Source organism: Brucella intermedia LMG 3301, assembly GCF_000182645.1.
In the GTDB taxonomy this organism is placed as follows: Bacteria; Pseudomonadota; Alphaproteobacteria; order Rhizobiales; family Rhizobiaceae; genus Brucella; species Brucella intermedia.
Genome location: NZ_ACQA01000002.1, coordinates 1,533,794 through 1,559,247, shown reverse-complemented (window position 1 = coordinate 1,559,247; position 25,454 = coordinate 1,533,794). Strand labels below are relative to the sequence as shown.

The window sequence follows — 25,454 nt, the reverse complement described above, 5'->3', positions numbered from 1 at the left end:
GCAGCCGGTTCCAAGCTTAAACAGAGTAAACCGCGCCGCGATAACACGCGAGGATTCGAGGGATGTCCATGGAGCATGTCGATCACATTCTGATCGTTGACGATGATCGTGAAATTCGAGAACTGGTGTCGTCTTATCTGAAGAAGAACGGGCTGCGGACGTCGGTTGCCGCCGATGGCCGCCAAATGCGTACATTCCTTGAGGCGAATGCTGTCGACCTGATTGTTCTCGACGTAATGATGCCGGGCGATGACGGACTGGTGTTGTGCCGCGAACTGCGCTCCGGCAAACACAGAAGCGTCCCGGTTCTCCTGCTGACAGCGCGCAGCGACGAAATGGATCGGATCATCGGTCTCGAAATGGGTGCAGACGACTATATCGTGAAGCCTTTCGCGGCGCGTGAACTTCTCGCACGCATCAAGGCTGTGCTGCGGCGCACCCGCATGCTGCCGCCAAACCTACAGATCAGCGAGGCGGGACAAGTGCTGAGGTTCGGAAGCTGGCGGCTGGACACCGTCGGCCGTCATCTTATCGACGAGCAAGGCACGGAAATTGCGCTCAGCGGCGCGGAATATCGTCTGTTACGTGTCTTCATCGATCATCCCCAGCGCGTGCTCAACCGCGATCAGCTGCTGAACCTTACTCAGGGGCGCGATGCGGAACTGTTCGACCGATCAATTGATCTTCTGGTCAGCCGGCTGCGCCAGCGGCTGGGCGACCATGCACGTGACGCCACCTATATCAAAACAGTACGCAGTGAAGGCTACGTGTTTTCAGTCCCGATAGAGATATCGGAGCCACGGCCATGACGTTCGGCAGCATTGCCCGCATAGTGCCGTGGCCCAAGCACGCTGCGCGCCCGTATCTTCGTCATTCTTCTCCTCGGGCTCGCGGTCGCCTACGGCCTTTCGTTCAGCCTCCTTTATGCGGAACGCTATATGTCTGCGAAGGCAGTGATGCTCGGCACGCTCGAGAGCGATGTCGCCACTTCCATCGCCGTCCTCGATCGCCTTCCGGCAAACGAAAGGGCAAATTTTACCGACTGGCTGAGCCGGGGCAATTACAGATTTGTGTTGGGCGAAGGATTGAAAGGCGTCCCCGATAATTCGCCCACAGGAGCTGAAATCGCTGCACGTGTCGAGGAAGCGGCCGGGCATCGGGTTCCGTTACGGGTTGAATCTATCCCTGGTGATGTGAGGCGGCTTCAGATCCATCTGACACTCAGCGACGGAGACCCGCTCACCATAGACGTGACCCCCCGCCCGATCATGCCCTTAGCAAAATGGCTGCCCTACGTCTTCGCCTTGCAAATGCTCCTACTCCTTCTGTGTGCCTTTTACGCGGTCCGACAAACGACCCGGCCACTGGCCTACCTCGCCGCTGCCGCCGATACGCTTGATCCAAACAAGGCGGGGCCAGCGATTAGCGAAGCCGGCCCACGCGAGGTTGCCCATGCAGCGCGGGCCTTCAATGCTATGCGCGAGCGTATTGTCCACTATCTGGAGGAGCGGGTGCAAATCCTGGCGGCAATTTCTCACGACCTTCAAACGCCTATCACGCGGATGCGGCTGCGCGCCGATATGACGGATGATTCACCAGAGAAGGACAAGCTGGCCAATGACCTTGCTGAGATCGAAAGGCTGGTCCAGGATGGCATTGCCTATGCCCGCAGCTCGCATAGCAATGGTGAGAAGACTTCCCGTATCGACCTATCCTCTTTTATCGATAGCATTGCCTACGATTATCAGGACACCGGAAAGCCGGTTACCGTTCTGGGTATCGTTCGGGGAACAGCATCGACAAAACCGCATGCGCTGCGCCGCATCCTGACCAATCTGATCGACAACGCACTGAAATATGGAGGAGAGGCTGAATTGAGCGTCGAATGGAGAGATGGCGGGATTGTCATTTCGGTTCTCGACCACGGTCCGGGAATACCAGACGACAAGCTGGAAGCTGCCATGCAACCCTTCTTCCGGCTGGAGCAATCTCGCAACCGGGAAACCGGGGGCACGGGTCTTGGGCTCGCGATCGCTCAGCAACTTGTCGCCACGATCGGCGGTTCGATTGCGCTGCGCAACCGACCGGAGGGAGGACTGGTGGCGGAAGTAGTCCTGCCCTCCCGGACGTAAAACTGTGTATGAAAACATGTCGCCCGAGCGCGCGATTACATTGCGATACATTTCGGGCAAATTCTGAAACATTCCGGAGACGTCGATCCTTCAAACATCTCTCCATCAACAACGTCGCAGCAGCGACAAACCAAAGGAGTGTTCGATGGCACAGATTGACAAGGTTCTCTACACCGGCAAGACCCGCACCACAGGTGGACGTGACGGTTTCGCACGCAGCGACGACGCCCAGCTCGACGTGAAGCTCTCGCCTCCCGGTACGCCACAGCCAGGCACCAATCCGGAGCAACTCTTTGCAGCTGCCTGGTCGGCTTGCTTCATCGGGGCGATGGGTCTGGCTGCCGGTAAGCGGAAACTGAAGCTGCCCGCTGAAACGACCGTTGATGCGGAAGTCGATCTCGGAACCACGGACGGGGCGTATTTCCTACAGGCCCGCCTGACCATCAGCCTGCCGGGTCTGGATCGGGAACTGGCTCGCGAACTCGTCACCGACGCCCACCAGAATTGCCCTTACTCCAAGGCAACTCGCGGCAATATCAATGTTGAACTGAAGGTCGCCTGAACAGTGCACTCACCACAGGAGCATCCAATGCGTATCCTCATTGTCGGCTTTCTGACGATTGCAACCTTCGCAGCGCCGTGTGTCTACGACGTGTTCTCGTCCGAGCCTTCGTCGCTCACCACTCTCCTGGCGGTCGCGGGGCTGGTCAGCTGAGCCCTGAATAGCGTCCGGTCTGCCCATTCTGGTGAGCGGACCGGATAGATTTGCTGTGGCGATATCGTTCGCTAAGGCAATCGACTTGGCTTTCCTTAGGTATGCTAGCACCAACGACAGTGAGAACATAACCACCACGGATAACCATTTAGAGCCTGAATCAAAAAAACGATATGTATTTGCGAGAATGACCATTTTGGAGTACCGAAGCGAAGTGTACTTTGGGTACCCCAGCACCGGAGCGCAACAAATTGCCATCGGCCATACTGGCCGCTTTGTGATCTATACTCTGATGCTGAGCTGGTGACGTTTCGTAACTTATTGGTCCGTCGGCGCCTTTCAAGCTGCAAGTTACCCGCATGAGAACATGCCGGCAAACACCGTCGTGCCCGCGCCATCCTTGGTCAGGCCCTAAGGCCGCTTATCTCGGTCGGCAGCGGTTGTTCTGTACAGACGCGTCCGCTCCCTAGAGCATTTATGTTTTTTTCTGAATCGAGAGCGGTTCCCAAATCAGTTTTGTTCTGATTCATTGATGCTGGCTGGATGGAGGCCAGCATCCGATGACCGCACCGATATCGAATGACCTTCGCGAACGTGTTGTTGCCGCCGTCCTGGACGGCGAAAGCGTTCGTTGCGTGGCGGCGCGGTTTGAAATTGCCCCGTCTTCAGTCGTGAAATGGTCGCAGCGCCATCGTGCGACCGGATCGGTTCATCCCGGCAAGATGGGCGGCCATCGCAAGCGGATACTCGAACCGCATCGTGATATCATTGTGCAACGGCTCGCCGAGAACCCGCACCTGACGTTGCATGGCCTGAAGGCGGAGCTGTCCGAGCGCGGTATTTCCGTCTCGCACAATACGATCTGGGAATTCATTCGCAGCGAAGGGCTGCGCTTCAAAAAAAAACGCTGTTCGCCCTTGAGCAGGCGCGTGCCGACGTTGCTCACAGAAGACAGCGATGGAAGGCCCTGCAAAATCATCTCGATCCCGAAACGGCTGGTCTTCATTGACGAGACCTGGATCAAGACCAACATGTCGCCGATCAGGGGCTGGGGTCCAAAAGGCAAGCGACTGCGGGCATTCGCGCCGCATGGCCACTGGCGCACGCTGACATTCCTGGGTGCCTTGAGAAACGATCGGCTTACAGCACCTGTGTCTTCGACGGACCGATGAACGGCCAGTGCTTCTGCGCCTATGTCGAGCAACAGTTGGTGCCGGTGCTCAAGCCAGGCGACATTGTCGTCATGGATAATCTCGGCAGCCACAAATCGGCAGCCATCCGACAATTGATCAAAGCAGCCGGTGCGAGGCTCTGGTTCCTGCCACCCTATTCGCCGGACCTTAATCCGATCGAACAGGCCTTCTCCAAGATTAAACACTGGATGAGAAATGCACAAAAGCGCACCATCGACGACACATGGCGTCATATCGGCAGGCTGGTCGAAACCATTCAGCCCGCCGAATGCCAAAACTATCTCGAAAGTGCCGGGTATGATTCCGTCAAAAGATGAAACGCTCTAGGCTGTAGTGACGATTTAAGGATTTGGGATTCCCAACTGGGAGCAAATCAGATTCAAGGCTGACTTTTGGAGGTTGGTCATGGATATTGATAGGCTGAGTGCCGAACAATGGTCTCGAATCGAGCCGTTCGTTCCAGGAGGACGCAAAGGGCGGCGGGGTCCGCGTTCCAACAACCGCCGATTTATCGAAGCGCTGATCTGGATGGCCCGCTCCGGCGGGCGCTGGCGCGATCTGCCTGAGCATTATGGCGATCACCAGACCGTCAAGCGACGCTATTACCGCTGGATCGAGATGGGTGTTCTGGAAAGCTTGTTCGAGGCGCTGGCGCGAGAAGCGGACCTTGATTGGGTCTCTATCGATTCCACGTCCATCCGTGCCCAACCTCAAGCCGCTGGCGCGAGGCGAAAAAGGGGGGAGCGGACGCCCAAGGCCTTGGCCGCTCACGCGGCGGGTTAGGCACCAAGATCCATGCTGCCGTCGATGCTTTAGGCTTGCCGGTGCGCTTTGTGCTTGCGCCAGGACACCGCGGTGACGTGATCTATGGCAAAGAATTGCTCGCTGGTCTCAACCCCGGCTATGTCATCGCCGACAGGGCCTATGATGCCGAGCATTTCCACGACACCATTCTGGATGCCGGCGCTATTCCAGTCATCCCGCCACGGCCCGAGCGGCGGCGACCACACCCATGCAACTGGCGCATTTATAAAGAACGAAACCTCGTCGAACGCTTCTTTGCAAAGCTCAAGCAGTTCCGTCGCGTTGCCACTCGTTACGACAAGCTGCTGGCCAACTTCAGGGGCTTCGTCACATCGCAGCCATAGCCATATGGCTGCGATAGTTAAATCGTCACTACAGCCTAGGGCACAAGCCGCGTGGCGCGACAAATGTCCTTGATCGTCTTCAACGTACGTTCGTATCACCGGGCACCCCGAAGACTATCTCCACACCCTAGCCAATCAGTATTTGCACCAATATACCGCGTCGCGCATTCCACTGCTCCATGTGAATTCGATGAACCGAAAATAGTTGCAGTCGATTTCGAGCTGTACCGGCGGATCGGTGGCCAGATCATATCCACGCCGACGAAATGCAGGCGGGGGTCGGCATGATCTGACTGCTCGTAGCGGCAAAAAATCGTCAGTCACGCAGGCACAAACAATATCTGATGTGAGTTTCTTTACGTCATCCAGATTATGAACGCGTTATCATCGGTAATCCGGCAGATGCCCGGCCGGGTTCTCCGGCTTCAGAGGTCACCTAGGCAAAGACGGAACTTAAATCATCCGAATAGTCATTGACTTCGCGAAGATCGAGTTGGCGTTCCACATGATCGAGGTGATGCGCCATCAGACGAACGGCTCTCGCCACATTCTTCTGCAATATCGCATCAACGATCTCGGCGTGTTCGTCTGGTCCGCAATTGAAATAATCAGCTTTGCGATAGACCGCAGTGATAAGCGATGTGCGGGACACAAGGTCACGCATCATAGTGAACAGGAAATCCGAAGATGCCAGTTCGGCCAGAAGAAGATGAAAGCCACCGGAGAGCTTGATGATGTCGGTCGTGATATTTCCCGCATTGGCGATCCGCTCCTTGTCAACGTGATCGCTGAGGCGCCCGAAATCGGTTTGCGTTGCTGACCGGCACAGCCGCTCCACGACGCAACGTTCGACCGTGCGCCTTACAAAGAAAACATCCCGGGCTTCCCCGACAGTAGGCTTGCAGACGAACGCGCCGCGATTAGGCAGAATATCAACAAGGCCCTCCCGTTTGAGTGAAGCAAGCGCTTGCCGGATACGAGCGCGGCTGACATCGAAAATCTCCGCCATCTTCTCTTCCTTGAGCTGCACGCCGGGACGAAGACGCCGCTCCGCTATGGACAACCAGACTTTCTCGACAATCTGCTGCGTCGACACCCCCCTCCACTCAGCCATGACTTTGCTCCCTCTTCTGTTCACGAAGCTTGATGCAAAGCAGAAAGTCAACCATCACAGCAAGCAAAGAGGACAATATTGTCAACAATTATTGAGGCTCACCCCTTTTGAGCCGAAACCCTGCACCCGCGCTCGTTTTTGACACGGGGATAGTCGTAGCTGTTCGCCTTGGAGGTTGCGAATCTGGCACCCACCAGCGCTTCGGCCATTTTGACGGCAGCCGTCACGCCATCAATAACAGGTATACCGCTCGCCTCCTTGAGGCGTTCGCACAATGACGACATTCCTGCGCAACCCAGCACGATCGCTTCTGCACCGTCCTCTGCCTTGGCGCGCTCAATTTCTTTCAGCAGCAACTGTTCAGCTTTATACGAGTCGTCCTCCAGAGCCAGCACCGGAAGATCGATTGCTCGCACCTTCCGGCAGTGACGGTCGGCGCCGTATTCACTCACTAGATCCTCGATGATAGCCACCGACCGCGGAAGCGTCGTTATCACGGAAAAACGGCGGCTGATGGTCATCGCCACCTGAACGGCAGCCTGACAAATGCCGATGACAGGCCCCTTCGCCACTTCCCGCGCGGCATGCAAACCGGGATCGTCAAAGCAAGCTATAACATAAGCGTCCACCCCCAGAGCTTCACCCTTTCGGATTTCCGCCAGCATTCCGGGTATGGCCATCGCCTCATCCGCATAACCTTCGATACTTACCGGTGTATCCGTCGGATTTGCGGAGGAAATAAGGGTACGATCATGCTTGACCAGCAAGGCGCTTTCGAGCGCTTGCGCTGTCATGGAATCTGTGGAGTTAGGATTGATGAGACGAATATGCATAATGGTATTCTCGTTGCCTAAGCTTTTTAACCTACTGTTTCGGCTTCTTGAAATCGCCGATAGGCGGGGCTTTCAAAACGGACTGGCGATCTGAAGTCACATAGTTGTCCGCGTGAAGCCGGGCTATGGGTTGATAGAACTCCGGGTCCACATAATGGCCCTCGGCATCAAGACAATTGCGACGGACGTGCATCTGCACCACCTCGCCCAGGACCAGAGTGCGTCGCGGATAATCGATCAGGCGTTCGACCCGACATTCAAAGACGCATGGCGCCTCCTGAGGGTAAGCGACATCAATCTTGCGGCACTCAACGGGGGTCAATCCTGCAACGTCAAGTTCGTCGACCTCGCTGTCGAAGCCAAGTCCGCAAATCAACATTTGCCGGGAAAGGGCCATGTCGACCATGCTGATGGCGAACGCGCCGGAACGACGTATGTTGACCATTGTGTCCTTCTGCTCGCCCGTCAGACGGGGTTGAATACCCAGTACAACGATAGCCGGGTCGTGTGAAAACACGTTGAAAAAACTCATCGGCGCAGCGTTGTTATGTCCCGCCTCAGATCGGGTCGTCACCAGCGCAATAGGACGGGGGCCGATGAAATTCGTCAGCAGCCTATAGCGGCTTTGCGGTTCGATGGCTTCGAAATCAAATTCCATTGGTGACCCAAAAGGTGATACTATCATCTACAATCATCTTTCATATTGTCGACAATACTGCAAGCAATTAAATGCCCGAGTTGACTTTTTCACGCGTTTGGCGCTTGTCTGCGTCAACAAGGAGAACCACAGATGAACGCACCAGCCGCAATGCCGGTCGAGCAGATAGTTGAAAGGGTTTGGCTTTCGATCGCTGAACGGCGATTGCGTCCTGGCGTACAGCTCAAAGAAGAACAATTGGCCTCGATCTTTCACGTCAGTCGCGCCCGTGTCCGCCAGGCGCTGACAGTCCTTGAACGCGATGGCCTTGTGACCATCATTCCCAATCGCGGGGCCTTCGTCAGCAAGCCGTCTGTAGAAGAGGCGCGGGACGTTTTCTTTGTTCGGCAAGCCGTCGAGCGTTGCATCGTGGAGCGGCTCTGCACATTGACCCCGAAGGACAGCGTGAAAAGGCTTCGCGAGCACGTGAATCTGGAGCGTGTTGCAAACGCGAAAGACAGCACCACGGACATTATTAAACTTTCGGGCGGCTTCCACCTTTTGCTGGCGGAACTGACCGGCTCCGATTTCCTGTTCACAACGATGCGGGACCTTATTGCGCGCAGTTCGCTCATCACAGCGGTCTATCGAAATACTGCCCGGTTCAATTGCGGGCCTGATGAGCATGCCGAGATCGTTGAAGCGATTTCGGCAAAGGAAGCGCAGAAGGCCGTGCATCTTATGGCGCATCATCTGGAACATGTGGAATCCGAACTGGACTTGAGCGAGATACGGGATCTTTCCCATGATCTGCGAGCAGCCTTGGCTTGAAGCGATGGAAGCCGGATGTCGGCTTCTCAATCCTCTATCTCGACCAGGTGACAGGCGACGCGAGTACGATTTGGCAATAGCTGCATCGCCGGTACTTCCTTGGAACAACGCTCGATTGCGAATGGGCAGCGCGGATGAAAGGTGCAGCCGGAGGGCGGCTTGAGCGGGCTCGGCACTTCGCCACTTGCCGGTTCGCGATTGCGATTGGGCGCTTCGATATTGGGGATCGTTTGCAGCAGAAGCTGCGTGTAGGGATGACGCGGGTAGGCAAAAAGCTCTTCTGTATCCCCTTCTTCGACTATACGTCCCAGATACATCACCGCGATACGATCTGACATATGGCGAACGACGCTCATGTCATGGCTGATGAACAGATAAGTCAGGCCCAGTTCGTCCTGCAGTCGGCGCATCAGGTTCAAAACCTGTGCCTGAACCGATACGTCGAGCGCCGAGGTGGGTTCGTCGCAGACAAGAAACTCCGGCTCGCTCGCCAGGGCGCGGGCAATTGAAATACGCTGGCGCTGTCCACCCGAAAATTCGTGCGGGAACTTCTCCCCATCCGATGGAGAGAGCCCCACAATACGAAGAAGTTCTTCCACACGTTCTGTCACTTCGGCAGCGCTGTTGCGCAACTTCAGCTCGCGCAGCGGTTCTGCAATGATGTTCTTCACTCGCCAGCGTGGATTGAGTGAGGCGTATGGGTCCTGGAAAATCATCTGGGCTGACAAGGGGGTACCGCTTTTGCCCGGCGCAAAGCGCATCTCACCGCTCGTCGCATGGTGCAGACCAGTGACCAGCCGCGCCACCGTGGACTTCCCGCAGCCGCTTTCGCCTACAATACTGAGACAACCGCCCGCCGGCACCGTAAAGCTGATATCATTCACGGCCTGCAGATATTGTTTGGGCTTGCGCTCCACCACACGGTTCAGCCAGGGAGCGGACACATCAAAAGTTTTGACGAGCCGATCGACAGTCAGGGCCGGAGTTCTCTCCAAGGGTTTCGTCATGCGGTGCCTCCTGCATTTAGCCAGCATGCACTAGCGGTCTGATCGGAAAAAATGAGGTCCGGGCGCTCACGCAGACAGCGCGGTCCCGCTGCCTTGCAGCGCGGATTGAAGGCACAGCCATCGGGGATCGCATCGAGGCGCGGCATGGAGCCATCGATCTGGTTGAGCTTCTCGACCCGCGCGCCAAGCGAAGGGATCGAAGCCATCAGTCCTTGCGTGTAGGGATGACGCGGCTGGTGCAAAACCTGCTCCACCGGCCCGATTTCAATCAACCGTCCAGCGTACATCACTGCAATTCGGTCCGCAGCTTCCGCAATCACACCCATATCGTGGGTTACGAGCATGACGGCGGTCTGTTTTTCCTTGCACAGCTTGCGCAGGAGCGAAATGATCTGCGCCTGGATCGACACATCCAATGCGGTTGTGGGCTCATCAGCGATGACCAGTTTCGGCGATGCCGCGAGCGCGAGCGCGATCACCACTCGCTGCCGCATGCCGCCCGAAAACTGGTGAGGATACTGGTTAACCCGTTCTTCGGGTGACGGAATACCCACATCGCGCAACAGTTGCACAGCGCGGGCACGCGCTTCGGCCTTGCCGAGACCGAGATGCCGTCGAATGGTTTCCACGAGCTGCGCGCCTACGGTGAACAGCGGATTGAGCGACGTGAGTGGGTCCTGAAAGATCGCGCCGATTTCACGTCCGCGAATTTTTTCCATGGCGCGATCATCGAGCGTATCGATGCGCCGCTTGCCGAGCCAGACCTCACCGCCAGCGATGTGACCGGGTCGTTCAAGCAGTCCCTGTATGGCGAGACCGGTCATGGACTTTCCCGCACCGGATTCGCCTACCACGCCCAGAATCTCACCTGGACGGATCGACAGGCTGACATCCGACAGCGCGGTTACAGTACCGCGACGGCCCGGAAAATCCACGCGGAGGTTGCGGACGTCAATGACAGGCTCTTGTGTGTCACCCATTTGCTTTTCCCTCTGTCGGCCCTTCTATCGGATAGCTAGGCGGGAATATCTTGGCGACCGGAGGGTTGTTCCAGCTCCGCTGTGGATATTTATCGACAAGGCCATCGTACTGGACTTGCGCCTGATCCCGCGCCTTCTGCATGTCGAACCCGGCCAGTCGGCGGTCGACCATGGAGACCCGCCCATCGACAAAGACGGCCTGTGTGATCTTGCCTGAACCACCGGTAACGATTGTCGTAATCGGATCGATGGATGGTGCCATGAACGTATCGTCGAGACGGAAGACGGCTATATCTGCCCGCGCACCCGGCGAGAGATGACCAAGATCCCCACGACCGAGCGCCCGTGCGCCCCCGATCGTCGCGGCGTCGTACAGATCGGCTGCGCGCAAGCAATCCGGCGCGCCATCGGCAATGCGACCCGTGATGAGGCCGGCCAGCAAATTCATCAACATGTCCGGAGGCGTCGTATCGGTGCCCATGGCGATGTTGATCCCGCGCCTGCGGCAATCGGAGAACGATCTAAGAATTGACCCGCCGCGGCCGGAGACCAGCGGGCAATGGACGATGGAAACACCGTATTCGGCATAGAGACCAAGGTCTTCATCGGTGGCATTGGTGGCATGTGGCGCGATCAGACGATCACTCAGCAGGCCATTCCTGGCGAGCCAGACCGGGGCAGTCGAACCGTGCAGCATACGCACCGTATCGACCTCCATCGCGCCCTGCGCCATATGCAGACGGAATTTGCAGCCAAGGTCGCGTGCTGCAGCGTCGGTACGCTGGATAAGCCCGAGTGTCGAAGTCTCCACACGATCCGGGGCCAGCATGCCGCGCACCAGATCGCCGTAGCGACCATTCTGGCGCTCGATATAGGCAATCGCGTCCCTCAACCCTTGGAAGCCGCGCTCCTCGTCGAAGACAGGTACCATATGGCCCGGTGCTTCCAGCACCATCCCGCCTGAACGGTAGGCAGGACTGAGATAGACACGCAGGCCGAGCTCACCTGCAGCGTCGGCAGCAGCATCGAACTCGGCGACCGTTTCTCCCCATTCGCGGTAAAACAGCGAGGCAATCGGAGCGGCAGTGGTGATACCGTTCAACAATAGCTGGCCGAAAGCGAACCGCTTCTGGAAGGCCAGTTCCTCCTGCGTGTACATTTCGTACGGACCTGCTTCGACATAGGAGCGCGGCCAAACGCGACCCTTCGCCCAGCCAGGATGGTGGTCGATGCCTAGGATGGTCGTGTCGAGATCTGAAAGCGCATCAAGATCGATCAATCCAGGGCTGATCAATGCGTTGCCGAAGTCGATGCGACGGGCCACTTCGCCCTCAAAGTCATGTCCGACGAATAGAATCTCGCCGTTCTCGAAGACGACTTCGCCGTTCTTCAGAAGCCGGTGGCCGCCGTCCTTGTGTCCGACCACCCAGCTGGCGGTTATAAGCGTGCGTCCTTCCGGTCTCCGGCCAAGCGGAAGGGTCTCCAGTGTCTTGTCCATTACGGCATCTCCACCAGGGCCACACCCTGACGGGCCGTCACGCGACCTCCCTTGACGACCAGCGGACGCGGAGCAACATCTACCACCGCATGAGCCAGCGTCTCACCGGTCAGAAGGGTAAGGTCGGCGTTGCAGCCAACATCCAGTCCGTAGTTCTCAAGACGCATGACATCTGCACCGCCCTGAGAGACGATATGCAGGACATGCTCCAGATCGTGATCCGAACGCACACCATTTTTCATGCCGATGATCTTCGCGCGATCAAGCATGTCGGGCTGCCCCCAAGGACCCCAGGTGTCACGGATACCGTCGCAACCGCCGCCAATGCGCACTCCTGCTTCCTTGAGCCGCTTGATTGAGGGCACAGTGGCCGAAGGCGCACCCGTGGTCAGGATGGCAACATCGAGGATAGCGAGCTGTTCGATCAACTGATTCACACGCAGATAGTCGTTCATGCCGAGCGCAAAAGCGTGGCTGATCGCAACCCTGCCTTCCATGCCGTTGGCGCGAATACGCTCGAAAATGAGTTCCATCGTGAAGGCGCCTAGGTCCCCCGTTTCGTGGAGATGGATGTCGATAGGCACCCCATGCCTGGTTGCGAGAGCAAACAAAATATCGAGCTGACCCTTCGGGTCGCGGTCGATGCCGCACGGATCGATCCCGCCGAGGACTTCGCAACCCTGGCGGAGGGCCTCATCTAGCAGTTCTTTCGTGCCGGGCATGACCATCAGCCCCGACTGGGGGAAGGCGACGATTTCGATATCGATAATGCCCTTGAGCTTTTCCCGCGTTTCCCAGACACCTTCGACCAATGACAGGCCATGTGTCGGATCGATGTCGACGTGACTGCGAATATGCGTGCTGCCGTGGGCAACAAGCCCAATGGCGTGGCGCATTGACTGGCGATGCGGATCAAGGCCGATTTCCAGCCGATGCTCGCGTTCAAAATCAATACGCTCGCGCAGAATAGCTGCACGATTGTTGACATGCCAGGGCATGCCCCATGTAGTCTTGTCGAGATGCGTATGTGCATCGATCAGCCCCGGCGCGACGATAGCACTGCCGCCGTCTTCCACAGCCATTCCTGGTTCAGCCTCGAACCGCCCGAAACCGGCAATCTTTCCGTCCCTGATGAGGATATCGCAGGTTTCGCCTGCCATCGGCCGGACGTTGCGGAGCAAAAGATTGTTCATAAGACTTACCTCAATTTCGGATTAAGAGCATCACGCAGCCAGTCGCCGAGCATGTTGACAGCGACCACCAGCAGACAGAGCTGAATGACGGGGAAGAGCACGATCCACCAGGAGCCGGAAAACAGGAACTGATTGCCGATACGGATCAGCGTTCCGAGCGACGGCTGGCTGGGCGGCATGCCGATGCCGAGGAACGAAAGCGTTGCTTCTGTAAGGATTGCCATGCCGAAATTGAGCGTCGCCGCAACCATTATCGGCGTAAGTGTGTTGGGAAGAATGTGCTTGGCCATGATGCGCCGTGCCGGAACGCCGATCAATCGCGCCGCCGATACGTAATCCTTGCCGGTCTCGACAATGGCCTGCGCGCGCACTGTGCGGGCATATTGAACCCACGCCGAAAGGGCGATCGCCAGAATAAGAACCCCAGAAGCGCCAATTTCACGCAGGCCGACCGGCAGCATCTGACGCACGACCGTGGATACCAGAATGGCGACAAGGATGGTCGGGATCGACAGGGTGATATCGCCGAACCGCATTAGCAGATTGTCGATAAAGCCGCCGAAATACCCCGAGACCAGCCCCGCACTCATACCGATCAAGAGCGAGAGAACCACCGAAGCGATGCCTATGACGATGGAAATGCGCGTGCCGTAAAGAATGGCAGACAGCATATCTCGACCCTGGGTATCGGTGCCGAGAAGATATGGCCATTCGCCGCCCTCCTCCCATACCGGTGGCAATTCGGCCTTCCACATATCAAGCGCGGCGCCATCATAGGGGTTCTGCGGCGCAATCAGCGGTGCGAAAAGAGCCGTGAGGATCAGGATTGCCAGAAGAGCGGCGCTGAACATGGCCGTCTTGCTACGCGTAAAAGACCACCAAAGATCGCTTTTACGGATACGCTGGAAAAGCGACTGTCGCATGACGGGAGTAATTTGTGACGTTTGGGTGCTCATGGATATGGACTCCCGTTAATCAGCGAGCAGTGCGCAAGCGGGGATCGATTACCGCGTAGGCAATATCCACCAGCGTGTTGAGCACGACGAAGATGAAGGAAATGATGCAGAGATACGCCGCCATCACCGGAATATCGAGGAAGGTGACGGCCTGAATGAACAACATGCCCATGCCCGGCCACTGGAACACTGTCTCGGTGATGAGGGCGAAGGCAATCAACGACCCGACATTCATGGCGGTCATCGTCACCACCGGCATGAGACAATTGCGCAGCGCATGCCTGAAATAGATGCGCCAACGTGGAATGCCGCGAGCGCGGGCGAATTTCACATAATCAGAACGCAGCACTTCCAGCATTTCGGCACGCACAAGCCGCATGACGAGAGTCACTTGATAAAGCGAAAGCGCAATGGATGGCAGCAGGATAGCGGCGCGGCCCGAAGGATACAGCAGCCCTGTAGACCACCAGCCGAGCTGAACCACATCACCGCGCCCAAATGCCGGAAGCCATCCAAGCGACACTGAAAAAACGAGGATCAGCAGAATACCGACCACGAAGCTCGGCAGCGAAACGCCGACAATGGAGAGAAATTGGAGGCCCTCCGTATACCATTTGCCTCGTTTGATCGCGGTCAGCACACCCAGGGGCAGGCCGACCAGCAGCGAGATCAGGGTGGCAACGAGCACAAGCTCAAGTGTTGCAGGAAAGCGTTCACCAATGAGGTTCAATACATCCTGCCCATTTCGATAGGAAATGCCGAAATTGCCCTGCGCCGCATTGACTACAAAACGGGTGTATTGCGTCATAAGACCATCGTTAAGGCCAAGTCGCTCGCGCAGATTATCACGATCGGCCTGCGTCATCTGCTCGTTAGCCATCATCTCGACAGGGTCGCCAGCCAGCCGAAAAATCAAAAAGGCAAGCAAAGCGACGGCCAACATCACCATGACAGCGTTTGCCAGGCGCTTAATGATAAAAACCAGCATGGAATTCCCTCGGTAAGAACAGGGCGCCGCGGGGGACGCCGGTCCCCTGCGGCCTCATGATTGTATTATTTTGCAAAGTGCGTCAGCCAATGACGCGGTTTGTTGTCCGGCAGTTGCACGATCTTGTCGATCTTCTTCGACATGACCCATGCCATCGGTTGCTGGTGCAAAGGCAGCATTACGATTTCCTCCTTCACCATCTTTAAGGCTTCGGTCTGCAATGCCAGACGCTTGGTTCGATCCATCTCGGTCGATGCCTGCACGATAAGCTTGTCGATATCCGGATAGCTCCAGCCACCCCAGTTGAAGACACCGGCATTGGCTGTCTTGGTCTCGATCATCTGTAGAAGAATGGAATAACTGTCGAGCATCGGCTCAGTCGCCCAGCCGATTAGATAGACGTCGGCCTTGCCGCCTGTGCGTTTGGGCGCCTGCGCTGCGGTCGGGGCGATGTCGAGCTGGGGCTTGAATCCGCCCCTGCTCAGCATATTCACCAGGCCCTGACACAGCTCCTCCTCATTCACATAAGCATCCGTCGTGCACACCAGCGTGAATGGATATTCAGTGGCGTCGGCCTCTGCCAGAAGCTTCTTCGAGAGCTCTGGGTCATATTTGAGCGTGGTGTCCAATTCCGGCGTATAGCCCGGAATTTCCGGCGCGACTACGGCACCTGCCGTGCGCGACTTGCCCCGCATGATGCGCTTCTGGATCAGGTCACGGTCAAGCGCATGGGCAAAAGCCTGGCGCACACGCAGATCGTTGAACTTGTTCTCCGAACCATTGGCAAGCTTCGATTTTCGATTGAAGCCAACCATCACCGTGCGCAAGTCCGTACGCTCGAGCACATTGAGGTCCGGCTGGGCCTGCAAACGCGGAAGATCCTGCGACGGCGCGTTCTCCGTAAAGTTGATTTCACCAGAGAGAAGGGCCGCCACACGGGTCGCCGCCGAGGTAATGGGTGTGAACTCAATCCGATCGATGTTCGACTGCGACTTGTCCCACCAGTCCGCGTTCTTCACAAGGATGGTTTTGGAATCCGGCACGCGGCTTTCAAGCTTGAACGGGCCGGTGCCATTGGTGTTGTAGGTGGCATATCCTTCAATTTTCGCGCCGACATCCGTCGGCTTTTCCGAATTGTTGTTCTTCAACCAGCCGGCATCGAAGATATGAATGTTGGTAAGGTCGTTGAGCAGCAGCGGGTAAGGCCCGCTCAACTCGATATCGACCGTATGGTCGTCTACCTTCTTGGAGGACTTGTAGGCAGGAAGATTTCCACGCAATGGCGAGACTGGATCACTCACGCGTTTCAATGAAGCGAGGACGTCATCTGCGTTGAACTCGGCACCGTCATGAAACTTTACGCCTTTGCGCAGGTGAAAACGCCACACCGTATCCGAAACATTTTCCCAGGATTCGGCAAGTGCAGGCTCGATTTTCAGTTCGGCATCGTAACGCACCAAACCTTCATAAACATGATTGAGGAAAGACAAGGTATAGCTGTCACCATAGGAGTATGGATCGAGCGAGTAGATATCGCGCGATGCCCCCCATTTCAGCGTCTCCGCGTGGCCTGACAGGGTCAGGCTCGCCAGCACGGTCGCCGCAAGGCCCAGTTTTTTCAACATTGATTTGCTCCGCTTCTGGAAATTTGCGCCTCTTTTCGAGGTCTATTTTCATGGATAGCCGCAACCATGGCTCGCATGGTGACTTCGCACCCCTATGGCACGCTTCGCATTGATTGTGATTTTCCTCCCTCCAACACGGGCCTGCCTTTCCGGCTTGCTTCTTGGCCACGAGGGACAGTATGGCTATTAGTCAAAAGTTGTCAACGTGATTGTTGACAATATAATTATATTTGCGCGGCTGATATGTCGACAAAGATCGCCGATGGGGGCAGCGTTCCAAGCTGTCTTTATCAGAACCGCCTACCACCAAATGCCGTAGCCGGGCCGATGCTGGGCGTCATATAAATGTGTCGGGACGAAAGGCAGCGATGTTGACGCTTCTGCTCGCCTGCATCTTCCGATGTCACGGTCGTCCGGATACTAAAAGAGCGTCTCATCGAGATGAAACGCTCCATTTTTCCAATTATCTGGTGACTAACCTTACTCAGCCATCATGGTGTGCCAGTGACGCGGCTTGTTGTCGGCACGGAAATCCACGTTTTGGACCTTGTCGAGCATTCCCCAGGCGATAGGCTGCTGGTGAAGCGGGATCAGGATGGCCTTCTCCTTGGCGAACTTCAGCGCTTCCTCCTCCAGCGCCAGACGTTTGGCGGTGTCCGGCTCCTGAGCCGCCTTTTTCACCAGTTCGTCAAGTTCTGGATAGGACCATCCACCATAATTGGAAACACCGGTGGAACCGCTGCGTGTCGAGAGAACCTGGGAAAGCAACGAATAGGCATCGAGGGTCGGCTCGTTGGCCCAACTCAGATTGAACATATCAGCTTTGCCGTTCGTACGCTTGGGCTGTTGCACGGCACGCGGACCCATATCGATGGTCGGCTCGAAGCCGGAACGCTTCAGCATGTTTGCAATGCCAGAGCAAATATCTTCCTCGTTGATGCTCTCGTCATTCATGCACAGATAGGTGAAGGTCAACCCCTTCTGGCCTGCTTCTTCCAGCAGCTTTTGTGCAAGCTTGGGATCTGCGGGCTGATAGACGTCGAGGGATTTGGCATAACCCGCGATTTCCGGTGCTATGAGCGAACCGGAAGGCCGCGCCAGACCGCGCATGATCTTCTTGTTGATAAGATCGCGGTCGATGCTCGCTTCGACTGCCTGGCGGACGCGAACGTCGAGGAACGGGTTTGGACGCCCATCCTCAAGTTTTTCCTTGCCGTTGAAACCTATGAAGACCGTGCGCAGTTCGGTACGCTTGCTCACCTTGATACCCGGTGAAGATTCCAGCCTTGGAAGATCCTGAATAGGAGCGGAGTCAACCAGATCTATTTCGTTGGAAAGCAATGCAGCAACGCGGGTCGCAGCAGAGGAGATCGGGACATACTCGATGCGGTCGAGATTATGCTTTTTCTCATCCCACCACTGATCGTTGACCACGAGAACCGTTTTCGAATCCGGAACGCGGCTGTCCAGCTTGAATGGACCGGTGCCATTGGTATTGTGGGTGGCATAATTTTCGGTTTTGGAGGCGATATCGGTCGGCTTTTCGGCATTGTTGTCCTTGAGCCATTTTGCATTGAACATGAAGACGTTGGTCATGTCGTTCAGGAACAATGCGGTTGGCGACGAAACTTCGATATCTACTGTGAAGTCGTCCACTTTCTTCACGCCGACATAGAGCGGAATATTTCCACGCAGCGGCGAGGTCGGATCTGAAACACGGTTCATCGATGCGACAACATCGTCAGCCGTGAAGTCCGCACCGTTGTGAAACTTCACGCCCTTGCGCAAGGTAAAGCGCCAGTACTTGTTGTCGACGAGCTTCCATTCCGTCGCAAGCGCCGGTTCAATCTCGAAATTCGGACCGTAGCGGATCAGTCCTTCGTAAATATGGTTCAAGAACGCGAGATTGGAAGTCGAAGGAACTGAATCCGGATCAAGGGAGTAGATGTCCGCGCGGCTGCCCCAGCGCAATGTAGCCGCACCCGCCGATGAAACCGCGAGTGGAGCAGCGACAGCCGCTGCGGTCAGCGCCGATATGAGAAATCTGTTTAGACGCGTCATGCTCTTCCCTTCATGAGTAACGATCAAATTCGTTCGTCCGAATTTTTAAGCAGTATCATAATCCGTTTCATTATTGTCAACGATATTGTTGCCAATTATGCTTTAGAACATCGACACTAAAAAGCGGTTTTCAATGCGGCAAACGCGCAGGGAAACGGACAACGAGGGGAAAGTGAATGGATGGATTTCTGCTGCTCCACGGGACAATCGTAACGGTCGACAGCACGCGGCGGATCATTGAGGACGGTGGTCTGGCGATCGAAAAGGACAGGATCGTCGATATCGGCACGGCAGAAGAACTCCATGTCCGGCATGCCAGTAAAAAAATAATGGACTGCACCGGCAAACTGATCATCCCCGGACTGGTCGACGCTCACGGGCATGCTGGGCATGCCTTGATCCGCAGCATCGGTGCTGACACCAACTCGCTGTGGATGCGGATCGTCACTCCAACCTACTATCACTATGTCACGCGCGATTATTGGTACGCTGATGGTCTGGTCTCTGGCCTCGAAAGATTGTGCGCCGGTGTAACGACATCCGCCAGCGTCATCACCTCCATGCCGCGCAGCGATGATCCGGCCTTCGCAATCAATCATGCTCGCGCCTATTCAGAACTCGGTTTACGGGAGATCATCTGCGTCGGCCCCGGGGGCCTGCCATGGCCGCAATCGGTTACACGTTGGGATAGAGGCGAACCGGAGCGACACAGCGTTTCTTTCGAGGAAATGATGGATGGTGCCGAGGCCGTGATCGAAAGCCTGAACGGAACCGCCGATGGACGCATAAAGGTCTTTCTGACGCCCTTCACCATCGTCCCGTCGGTTGAACCGTCGAACGCGTCGACGCCGGATTTCGCCGTAACATTGACCAAGGATGACCGGATGCAGGCAAGGCGCATTCGTGAAACCGCGCGCAAATGGGGTGTGCGTATCCATTCCGACGCTTTTGCCGGACAAATCCGCATGGCCTGGCAGGACAAGGAGAATGGGCTTCTCGGCCCCGACGTGCACCTCCAGCATTGCTGGGGTATTTCATATGAAGAGATTGACATCCTTGCCGAGACAGGCACGCATGTCACCCACGCTCCGCCTGGCCGTTCGACACCGATCATGCAGATGATGGCCCGAGGCGTTCCTGTCGCCATCACTTCGGACGGCGCGGCTCCCAGCCGCCATTTTGACATGCTGCAAATCGCACGCATCGCCCAGTCGACGCAGCATATCCTGCACAATCACGATCGCTATATCCTCCCGCCGGGCAAAGTCTTCGAAATGATCACCATCGACGCGGCGCGTGCAATCGGCATGGATCACGAGATCGGGTCTCTCGAAAAAGGCAAAAAGGCCGATATCGCCATTATCGATATGCGCAAGCCTCATCTGACACCCAACTGGATGCCGGTTCACCGTCTGATCCATCAGGCGCTGGGAAGCGACGTGGATACCGTGATCGTGGACGGAAAAATCCTCATGGAGGATGGCAAGGTGCTCACCGCCAATATGCATGAAGCGCTGGCCTTCGGTGAAGCGGAAGCGCTTGCGCTGGTGGCGAGAGCGGGCTTGCAAAGCCATATGCATGACCCGGGCTGGGGGCAACTGCACCGCACCTTTCGTGAACCTATAAACCTGCCCTCGTTGCCCGATATCCGGCGGTAAGCACCCGCCTTTGCGAATTCTGAAATTGGGGCTGATCACAACGTCACGGGTTCGTTTCGATCGGGAGGTTGCGGCAGCAAGATTTGCAACATCTTGCTGCCATTCGACCAATTCAGGCTTCTGGCGAGTAACCGAAGGTTGCAGCCGGGTTTTCGGCTGTTTCCACCCAGATACTCTTCGCCTGCGTATAAGCCATCAACGCATCCTTACCGCTCGAGCGACCGTAGCCGCTGCGACCGAAACCGCCGAACGGCGACATGACGGAAATGGTCTTGTAACCGTTGATCCAGAAGGTTCCGGCCCGAACACTGGCTGCAACACGGTGAGCTCGCGCGACATTCTCCGTCCAGACAGCGCCTGCGAGTCCGTAGGCGTTGTCATTGGTGAGCGCAATTGCTTCCGCTTCGTCATCGAAAGACATGACGGCCACAACCGGACCGAACACTTCCTCCCTGGCAATCGTCATTGCCGGATCGACATGATCGAGGATTGTCGGCGCATAATAGTAGCCTCCGGTTTCCTCCAGGGCCGTCGGCTTTCCGCCTCCCGCCGCGAGCACCGCCCCATCCGTCACGCCGTCCCGGACCATCTGGTCGATCTTCGACCATTGCCGCGCATTGTTGATCGGACCGATATGTGAATTGTCGTCATAAGGGTCGCCTACGACGATACGGTTTGCGGCAGCGGCGTAACGCTCCACAAATTCCTGATGAATGGAACGGTGAACCAGCAAGCGTGAACCGGAGACACAACTCTGGCCTGCCCCACTGAAAATGGCCGATTGCGCACCGATCAGTGCACGGTCAATATTGGCGTCCGCGAAGACGATATTGCCGGATTTCCCGCCCAGTTCGAGAATACACGGAACAACGTTCTTCGCCGCCGTTGCCGCGATCGCTGAACCGGCCTGTGCCGAACCGACGAAAACGACCAGGCCTGTAGTTGGATGGGAAACCGCAGCCTGTCCGGCGGTCGGGCCCTGCCCGGCAATCACATTCACCAGACCACGCGGCGCGCCACCCAGTTCACACATGAGGCCGAGAATAAGCGTGGAGAGCGGCGTCAACTCGGATGGCTTGATGACGACACCGTTCCCCGCACAAATTGCCGGTGCTATCTGCCACCCGCCGGTGAACAGAGGCGCATTCCACGGCGTAATCTGTGTAACGACGCCGATGGGTTCATGGCGCGTATAGTTGAGATGGCTGCTCGGCACCGGGATGACATCGCCATAGAGCTTGTCGCACCAGCCGGCGTAATATTCGAACATCTCGGCGACACGCACTGCTTCACCCCGAATATCGCGAATGGGGCGACCGGCAGAACGGCTTTCGATTTCAGCGATCAAAGGAGCATGTTCGCGAATGCGCCGGGCAATCTCGTTCATCACGCGGCCCCGGGCGGACGCTGTCAGGGCCATCCATTCCTTTTGAGCGCGGGCGGCAGCGTCCATTGCCGCATCGACAATCGACTGGTCGGCATCCCTGAAGGACGCGAATACCTTGCCGGTCGCCGGATCGGTCAGTTTCTGTTCGTCACCGCTTCCGACAACGATTTCTCCATTCACGAAGCTGCCGATCTCACTCTTCGGGAAGAAGCTCTGGAAAATTTCGGCAATGCGCGCGGCTTGCGCTTTGGGGTCAATTGGGTGCGTCATTATTCTGGCCTTTACTTGGACGAGTCAGGTTGGAAAGCACCCATGCGGGTGAAGTCGTCGCGATCCTCAAGATGGTTCGAGCCAGCCCAGAGCTTCGCCACGACGGATGTCAGGGGGATATCTGCCCCGGTGCGTTCGGCCAGTTCCTGCGCCAAGCGCACATCCTTGCGCATCAAGCCCATCGTGAAACCACTGTCGAAACGGTCGTTCATTATCCAAGTCGGAAAGTGAACCTCGCTGATCATGGATTTTCCTGAAGCTGCATTCAGAACACGGAGTGCGGATTCGGGGCTTATTCCAGCGGCAAGCGCCAGCTTCAGGCCTTCGCTGGTGGTCACCATGTGGGCTGCTGCAAGCAGATTGTTGACGAGTTTTGCAACATTGCCCGCGCCGCTCGGTCCCACATGCAATGCCTTGGCGGCCATGGTTTCGATAACGGGCTGAGCCAGTGCCAGATCCGCATCGCTGCCACCGATCATCATTGTCAGTTTACCCGACGCAGCCCCGGCCGGGCCGCCGCTCACAGGGGCGTCGAGGAAGCCATGACCAAGCGCATCGAGCTTCTGGGCAAGCGCGCGGCTGACATCCGGTTCGGATGTTGATGTATCGATAATGACGACGCGGCTGCGCCCAGCACCCAACTGGTGGATATGCGCATTGACAACCGTCTCGACATCACGCGCAGTTGGAAGTGAGAAAACCAGAAAATCAGCGTTCTCGAACAGTTTGTCGAGCGTATCTGCGGGCGTCACATTCACCTTCTGGGCCAATGCCTTACGCTCCGGCGACAAATCGAATCCCAGCGTAGCGAACCCCTTTGCCGCCAGGGTTTGCGCCATGCCGAGCCCCATGCTGCCGAGGCCGACCACACCGATCACCGGGAGTTCCTGTTGCGCCATTCCTAATCTCCATTGCTCCTCGACCCCCGTGCGGCAGATCGCGTTTCGAATGGAGAAAAGCTCGCACCAAAGCGCGCGGTCGCATAGCCGGTTTGCAGACAACGCTGCGTCCCGTCATGCGCAACAGCAACACGCAAGACCTATCGAAACGCTGCCATGTTGTTGGCGAGAAACCCGCTCAACCGTTCTACCGATAGCGGCAGTCGGCGCCGCGCACGCACCATCAGATGTGCACTCGCTTCAGCCAGAAGCGGGTCGGACAGTTCGCGTATGGCGACGGCCTCGCGAGCCAGTTCCGTGGATACGGCGAACCGGGGCAGAAAAGATATGCCAAGCCCTGCAATCACGAACCGCCTCAAGACATCGATCGATGTCGTTTCGACCAGGGGTGAAATTGCAAATCCACGATCAGCTGCGACCCGCGTGACAAGTTGTGTAATGCCATGGCCTGGCCCTAGCAACGCATTGGGCAAACCTGCGCAGTCAGCGAGTTCCAGCCGGTCCTTTGCCAATACCGGATGGCCTGGCGGTGCGACCACGCAGAGCGGCTGTTTGGAAATGGCAAGCGACCGAACCCGGGCATCCGTCAGCGGATTATAGGCGATGCCAATATCGGCGTCTCCGTTGGCAATCCCGTCCAGCACGCTTTCCGTGCCGCCCAGCTGTAGATCGTACTGCACGTCCGGATAGATCCTGACAAAGGAACCAAGTCCATGTTGCAGAATGTCAGCGAGAAACCCTTCGCCGCACAGGATGCGGACCCGCCTTTGCTGCACACCTTTAAGAAAGCCCAGTTGCTCCCTCAGGAGACTGTGTTCTTCCAGAACACGCCTGCTATGCTCCAGGACCAGCTCGCCAGCTTCTGTCAAAGCCATGCCGCGTGCGTTTCGTTCAAACAAGGTCAAACCGATCTTGCGCTCTGTTTCGGCAATCTGACGGCTCACGACAGAAGGCGCAACGTTCACATGCTCGGCGGCACCTCGAATCGACCCGATCCGAACAACCGCCATGAACATTCGCAATTCTTTCGCATCGAGCGTTTCCATGGCACTATGTTGCTTGATTGGTGTCCGGGATCAAGGGAAGATGGGAACGAGGCCGAGCAGCCATCAGCCTGACGCCAGTTCGCTTGCAACCAGTTTGATCCAGAAGTTGGCACCTATCGGCAGAAGGGCGTCATTGAAATCATAATATGGTGAATGCAGACCCGGATTGCGTCCGTCACGACGGCTACCGAGCCAGAAGTAACAACCCGGTTTCTCCTGCAGCATGAAAGCGAAATCTTCGGCTGCCATGCTCGGGGCCACATCAAGAACCTCGAGGCCAAGGTCGGGTGACACAGCGAGTTCACGGATTCTGCGGGCATTGTCTGCTGTATTGATCGTTGAAGGATAACGTTTTTCGTAATCGACGCGTGCCGTACAACCAAAACCACTTGCGATTGAAGCAGCGAGCTCCTGCATCCGGCGGATAATCGTCTCCCCGACATCGGGCAAGAACCAGCGGGTGGTTCCGCGGATCACCATGCTTTCCGGAATGACATTCCAGGCGTCACCGCCATGCATCTGCGTGACGGAAACAACCGCGGATTCCAGCGGCGAAACATTGCGGCTGGCAATAGTCTGCAATGCCGTGACCAATTGCGCGGCGGCGACCACCGGGTCTGCGCCCTCATGCGGCATCGCCCCGTGCGCTCCCTTGCCGATCAGTTCGATCTCGAACGTCCCGAATGCTGCCATCATCGCATCGTCACGAGCTACGCAGGTCCCTACATCGAGCGCCGGCCAGTTGTGCAAGCCGTAAACCGCATCGACTGGAAAGTCCGTAAACAGTCCCCCACGCACCATTTCGCGACCGCCGCCTTCGTTTTCCTCGGCCGGTTGGAAAATGAAGCGTACGGTTCCGTCAAATTCAAGTTTGCTGACCACCTTTGCGGCAGCAAGAGCCATGGCTACATGTCCGTCATGACCACAGGCATGCATTTTGCCGGGTCTCTCCGATTCATAGCCGACACCGCTCTTTTCGATGATCGGCAAGGCATCCATATCCGCTCGGATGCCGATAGCGCGTTTCGACGTACCGCGCGTCAGGCTGCCGATCACGCCCGTTCCCGCAAAGCCGGACCGGACGCTAAACCCCCAGAGTTGGAGCTTTTCCGCTATGAAGGCGGCTGTGCGTTTTTCCTCGAAAGCAAGTTCGGGATGCCGGTGCAGATCATGCCGCCATCCCGTTGCTTCCGCTATATCGGCTTCACTGAGAAAAACAGCCATGCGAGCAATTCCCCTATATTATTCATGGCAGGCCCGCGGATCGAGCCTGCCATGATGCA

The 25,454-nt window shown here is 56.9% G+C and carries 21 protein-coding genes and 2 pseudogenes; 8 read left to right on the top strand and 15 right to left on the bottom strand.

Annotation, left to right across the window (positions count from 1 at the left end):
• Window positions 1–68: 68 nt before the first annotated feature.
• The 6 genes and pseudogenes from OINT_RS19760 (at window position 69) to OINT_RS19720 (ending at window position 5,205) form a co-directional block, all read left to right on the top strand.
• Complete coding sequence (locus tag OINT_RS19760; protein WP_006470727.1) at window positions 69–809, top strand: response regulator; 741 nt, start codon at window positions 69–71, stop codon at window positions 807–809.
• 129 nt (window positions 810–938) lie between these two features.
• The gene (locus tag OINT_RS19755) at window positions 939–2,132 is read left to right on the top strand and encodes an ATP-binding protein (protein WP_006469677.1); all 1,194 of its coding nucleotides are present in this window, start codon (window positions 939–941) and stop codon (window positions 2,130–2,132) included.
• A 145-nt stretch (window positions 2,133–2,277) separates the two neighbouring features.
• Window positions 2,278–2,694: an organic hydroperoxide resistance protein gene (locus OINT_RS19750; protein ID WP_006469676.1), complete on the top strand. Its 417-nt coding sequence runs from the start codon at window positions 2,278–2,280 to the stop codon at window positions 2,692–2,694.
• A 27-nt stretch (window positions 2,695–2,721) separates the two neighbouring features.
• Window positions 2,722–2,847, top strand: a complete 126-nt coding sequence (locus OINT_RS24325) for a hypothetical protein (RefSeq protein ID WP_006470728.1) — start codon at window positions 2,722–2,724, stop codon at window positions 2,845–2,847.
• 560 nt (window positions 2,848–3,407) lie between these two features.
• Window positions 3,408–4,357: pseudogene (locus OINT_RS23185) on the top strand (IS630 family transposase).
• 88 nt (window positions 4,358–4,445) lie between these two features.
• Window positions 4,446–5,205 (top strand): annotated as a pseudogene (locus tag OINT_RS19720) (IS5 family transposase).
• A gap of 419 nt (window positions 5,206–5,624) precedes the next feature.
• On the opposite strand, the gene OINT_RS19715 reads toward OINT_RS19720, so the two are convergent.
• From OINT_RS19715 to OINT_RS19705, 3 genes are all read right to left on the bottom strand, one after another.
• Window positions 5,625–6,302 carry a GntR family transcriptional regulator gene (locus OINT_RS19715; protein WP_039853409.1) on the bottom strand — a complete coding sequence of 226 codons (678 nt, stop codon included), beginning with the start codon at window positions 6,300–6,302 and terminating at the stop codon, window positions 5,625–5,627.
• A 98-nt stretch (window positions 6,303–6,400) separates the two neighbouring features.
• A complete protein-coding gene (locus tag OINT_RS19710) occupies window positions 6,401–7,135 on the bottom strand; it encodes an aspartate/glutamate racemase family protein (RefSeq protein WP_006469668.1) in 735 nt (244 codons plus the stop codon).
• A 31-nt stretch (window positions 7,136–7,166) separates the two neighbouring features.
• Entirely contained in the window at window positions 7,167–7,793 is a 627-nt protein-coding gene (locus OINT_RS19705; protein ID WP_006470731.1) for a flavin reductase family protein, read from the bottom strand.
• Between the two features lie 132 nt (window positions 7,794–7,925).
• Between OINT_RS19705 and OINT_RS19700 the strand changes: the two genes are divergently transcribed.
• Complete coding sequence (locus OINT_RS19700; protein ID WP_006469666.1) at window positions 7,926–8,603, top strand: GntR family transcriptional regulator; 678 nt, start codon at window positions 7,926–7,928, stop codon at window positions 8,601–8,603.
• Window positions 8,604–8,629: 26 nt separating this feature from the next.
• Here the strand turns inward: OINT_RS19700 and OINT_RS19695 are convergent, their stop codons facing one another.
• The 8 genes from OINT_RS19695 to OINT_RS19660 form a co-directional block, all read right to left on the bottom strand.
• Window positions 8,630–9,610, bottom strand: a complete 981-nt coding sequence (locus tag OINT_RS19695; RefSeq protein WP_006470732.1) for an ABC transporter ATP-binding protein — start codon at window positions 9,608–9,610, stop codon at window positions 8,630–8,632.
• On the bottom strand, window positions 9,607–10,590 hold the full coding sequence (locus OINT_RS19690; RefSeq protein ID WP_006469664.1) for an ABC transporter ATP-binding protein: 984 nt from the start codon (window positions 10,588–10,590) through the stop codon (window positions 9,607–9,609). The genes OINT_RS19695 and OINT_RS19690 overlap by 4 nt, the downstream gene beginning before the upstream one ends.
• Window positions 10,583–12,088 carry an amidohydrolase family protein gene (locus OINT_RS19685; RefSeq protein ID WP_006469663.1) on the bottom strand — a complete coding sequence of 502 codons (1,506 nt, stop codon included), beginning with the start codon at window positions 12,086–12,088 and terminating at the stop codon, window positions 10,583–10,585. Before OINT_RS19685 ends, OINT_RS19690 begins: the two co-directional genes overlap by 8 nt.
• Window positions 12,088–13,281: an amidohydrolase family protein gene (locus tag OINT_RS19680; RefSeq protein ID WP_006469662.1), complete on the bottom strand. Its 1,194-nt coding sequence runs from the start codon at window positions 13,279–13,281 to the stop codon at window positions 12,088–12,090. Before OINT_RS19680 ends, OINT_RS19685 begins: the two co-directional genes overlap by 1 nt.
• Window positions 13,282–13,286: 5 nt before the next feature.
• Window positions 13,287–14,237 (bottom strand): ABC transporter permease, encoded by a 951-nt coding sequence (locus OINT_RS19675; protein ID WP_006469661.1) that lies wholly within the window; start codon window positions 14,235–14,237, stop codon window positions 13,287–13,289.
• Window positions 14,238–14,256: 19 nt separating this feature from the next.
• Entirely contained in the window at window positions 14,257–15,225 is a 969-nt protein-coding gene (locus tag OINT_RS19670; protein WP_006469660.1) for an ABC transporter permease, read from the bottom strand.
• 65 nt (window positions 15,226–15,290) lie between these two features.
• Window positions 15,291–16,850: an ABC transporter substrate-binding protein gene (locus OINT_RS19665; RefSeq protein ID WP_006469659.1), complete on the bottom strand. Its 1,560-nt coding sequence runs from the start codon at window positions 16,848–16,850 to the stop codon at window positions 15,291–15,293.
• A gap of 480 nt (window positions 16,851–17,330) precedes the next feature.
• On the bottom strand, window positions 17,331–18,911 hold the full coding sequence (locus OINT_RS19660; RefSeq protein WP_039853406.1) for an ABC transporter substrate-binding protein: 1,581 nt from the start codon (window positions 18,909–18,911) through the stop codon (window positions 17,331–17,333).
• A gap of 176 nt (window positions 18,912–19,087) precedes the next feature.
• On the opposite strand from OINT_RS19660, the gene OINT_RS19655 reads away from it, so the two are divergent.
• The gene (locus OINT_RS19655) at window positions 19,088–20,569 is read left to right on the top strand and encodes an amidohydrolase family protein (RefSeq protein ID WP_006469657.1); all 1,482 of its coding nucleotides are present in this window, start codon (window positions 19,088–19,090) and stop codon (window positions 20,567–20,569) included.
• 112 nt (window positions 20,570–20,681) lie between these two features.
• Here the strand turns inward: OINT_RS19655 and OINT_RS19650 are convergent, their stop codons facing one another.
• The 4 genes from OINT_RS19650 to OINT_RS19635 form a co-directional block, all read right to left on the bottom strand.
• Window positions 20,682–22,226 (bottom strand): aldehyde dehydrogenase family protein, encoded by a 1,545-nt coding sequence (locus OINT_RS19650; RefSeq protein WP_006469656.1) that lies wholly within the window; start codon window positions 22,224–22,226, stop codon window positions 20,682–20,684.
• Between the two features lie 11 nt (window positions 22,227–22,237).
• Window positions 22,238–23,125 (bottom strand): NAD(P)-dependent oxidoreductase, encoded by an 888-nt coding sequence (locus tag OINT_RS19645; protein WP_006470735.1) that lies wholly within the window; start codon window positions 23,123–23,125, stop codon window positions 22,238–22,240.
• Window positions 23,126–23,265: 140 nt separating this feature from the next.
• Window positions 23,266–24,135, bottom strand: a complete 870-nt coding sequence (locus OINT_RS19640) for a LysR family transcriptional regulator (RefSeq protein WP_230350363.1) — start codon at window positions 24,133–24,135, stop codon at window positions 23,266–23,268.
• Between the two features lie 99 nt (window positions 24,136–24,234).
• Window positions 24,235–25,395 carry a M20 aminoacylase family protein gene (locus OINT_RS19635; RefSeq protein WP_006470736.1) on the bottom strand — a complete coding sequence of 387 codons (1,161 nt, stop codon included), beginning with the start codon at window positions 25,393–25,395 and terminating at the stop codon, window positions 24,235–24,237.
• Between the last annotated feature and the right edge of the window lie 59 nt (window positions 25,396–25,454).

Coding starts and splice junctions, on each gene's coding strand:
- OINT_RS19760 (WP_006470727.1), top strand. CDS start 69: ATGGAGCATGTCGATCACATTCTGATCGTTGACGATGATCGTGAAATT.
- OINT_RS19755 (WP_006469677.1), top strand. CDS start 939: ATGTCTGCGAAGGCAGTGATGCTCGGCACGCTCGAGAGCGATGTCGCC.
- OINT_RS19750 (WP_006469676.1), top strand. CDS start 2,278: ATGGCACAGATTGACAAGGTTCTCTACACCGGCAAGACCCGCACCACA.
- OINT_RS24325 (WP_006470728.1), top strand. CDS start 2,722: ATGCGTATCCTCATTGTCGGCTTTCTGACGATTGCAACCTTCGCAGCG.
- OINT_RS19715 (WP_039853409.1), bottom strand. CDS start 6,302: ATGGCTGAGTGGAGGGGGGTGTCGACGCAGCAGATTGTCGAGAAAGTC.
- OINT_RS19710 (WP_006469668.1), bottom strand. CDS start 7,135: ATGCATATTCGTCTCATCAATCCTAACTCCACAGATTCCATGACAGCG.
- OINT_RS19705 (WP_006470731.1), bottom strand. CDS start 7,793: ATGGAATTTGATTTCGAAGCCATCGAACCGCAAAGCCGCTATAGGCTG.
- OINT_RS19700 (WP_006469666.1), top strand. CDS start 7,926: ATGAACGCACCAGCCGCAATGCCGGTCGAGCAGATAGTTGAAAGGGTT.
- OINT_RS19695 (WP_006470732.1), bottom strand. CDS start 9,610: ATGACGAAACCCTTGGAGAGAACTCCGGCCCTGACTGTCGATCGGCTC.
- OINT_RS19690 (WP_006469664.1), bottom strand. CDS start 10,590: ATGGGTGACACACAAGAGCCTGTCATTGACGTCCGCAACCTCCGCGTG.
- OINT_RS19685 (WP_006469663.1), bottom strand. CDS start 12,088: ATGGACAAGACACTGGAGACCCTTCCGCTTGGCCGGAGACCGGAAGGA.
- OINT_RS19680 (WP_006469662.1), bottom strand. CDS start 13,281: ATGAACAATCTTTTGCTCCGCAACGTCCGGCCGATGGCAGGCGAAACC.
- OINT_RS19675 (WP_006469661.1), bottom strand. CDS start 14,237: ATGAGCACCCAAACGTCACAAATTACTCCCGTCATGCGACAGTCGCTT.
- OINT_RS19670 (WP_006469660.1), bottom strand. CDS start 15,225: ATGCTGGTTTTTATCATTAAGCGCCTGGCAAACGCTGTCATGGTGATG.
- OINT_RS19665 (WP_006469659.1), bottom strand. CDS start 16,850: ATGTTGAAAAAACTGGGCCTTGCGGCGACCGTGCTGGCGAGCCTGACC.
- OINT_RS19660 (WP_039853406.1), bottom strand. CDS start 18,911: ATGACGCGTCTAAACAGATTTCTCATATCGGCGCTGACCGCAGCGGCT.
- OINT_RS19655 (WP_006469657.1), top strand. CDS start 19,088: ATGGATGGATTTCTGCTGCTCCACGGGACAATCGTAACGGTCGACAGC.
- OINT_RS19650 (WP_006469656.1), bottom strand. CDS start 22,226: ATGACGCACCCAATTGACCCCAAAGCGCAAGCCGCGCGCATTGCCGAA.
- OINT_RS19645 (WP_006470735.1), bottom strand. CDS start 23,125: ATGGCGCAACAGGAACTCCCGGTGATCGGTGTGGTCGGCCTCGGCAGC.
- OINT_RS19640 (WP_230350363.1), bottom strand. CDS start 24,135: ATGGCGGTTGTTCGGATCGGGTCGATTCGAGGTGCCGCCGAGCATGTG.
- OINT_RS19635 (WP_006470736.1), bottom strand. CDS start 25,395: ATGGCTGTTTTTCTCAGTGAAGCCGATATAGCGGAAGCAACGGGATGG.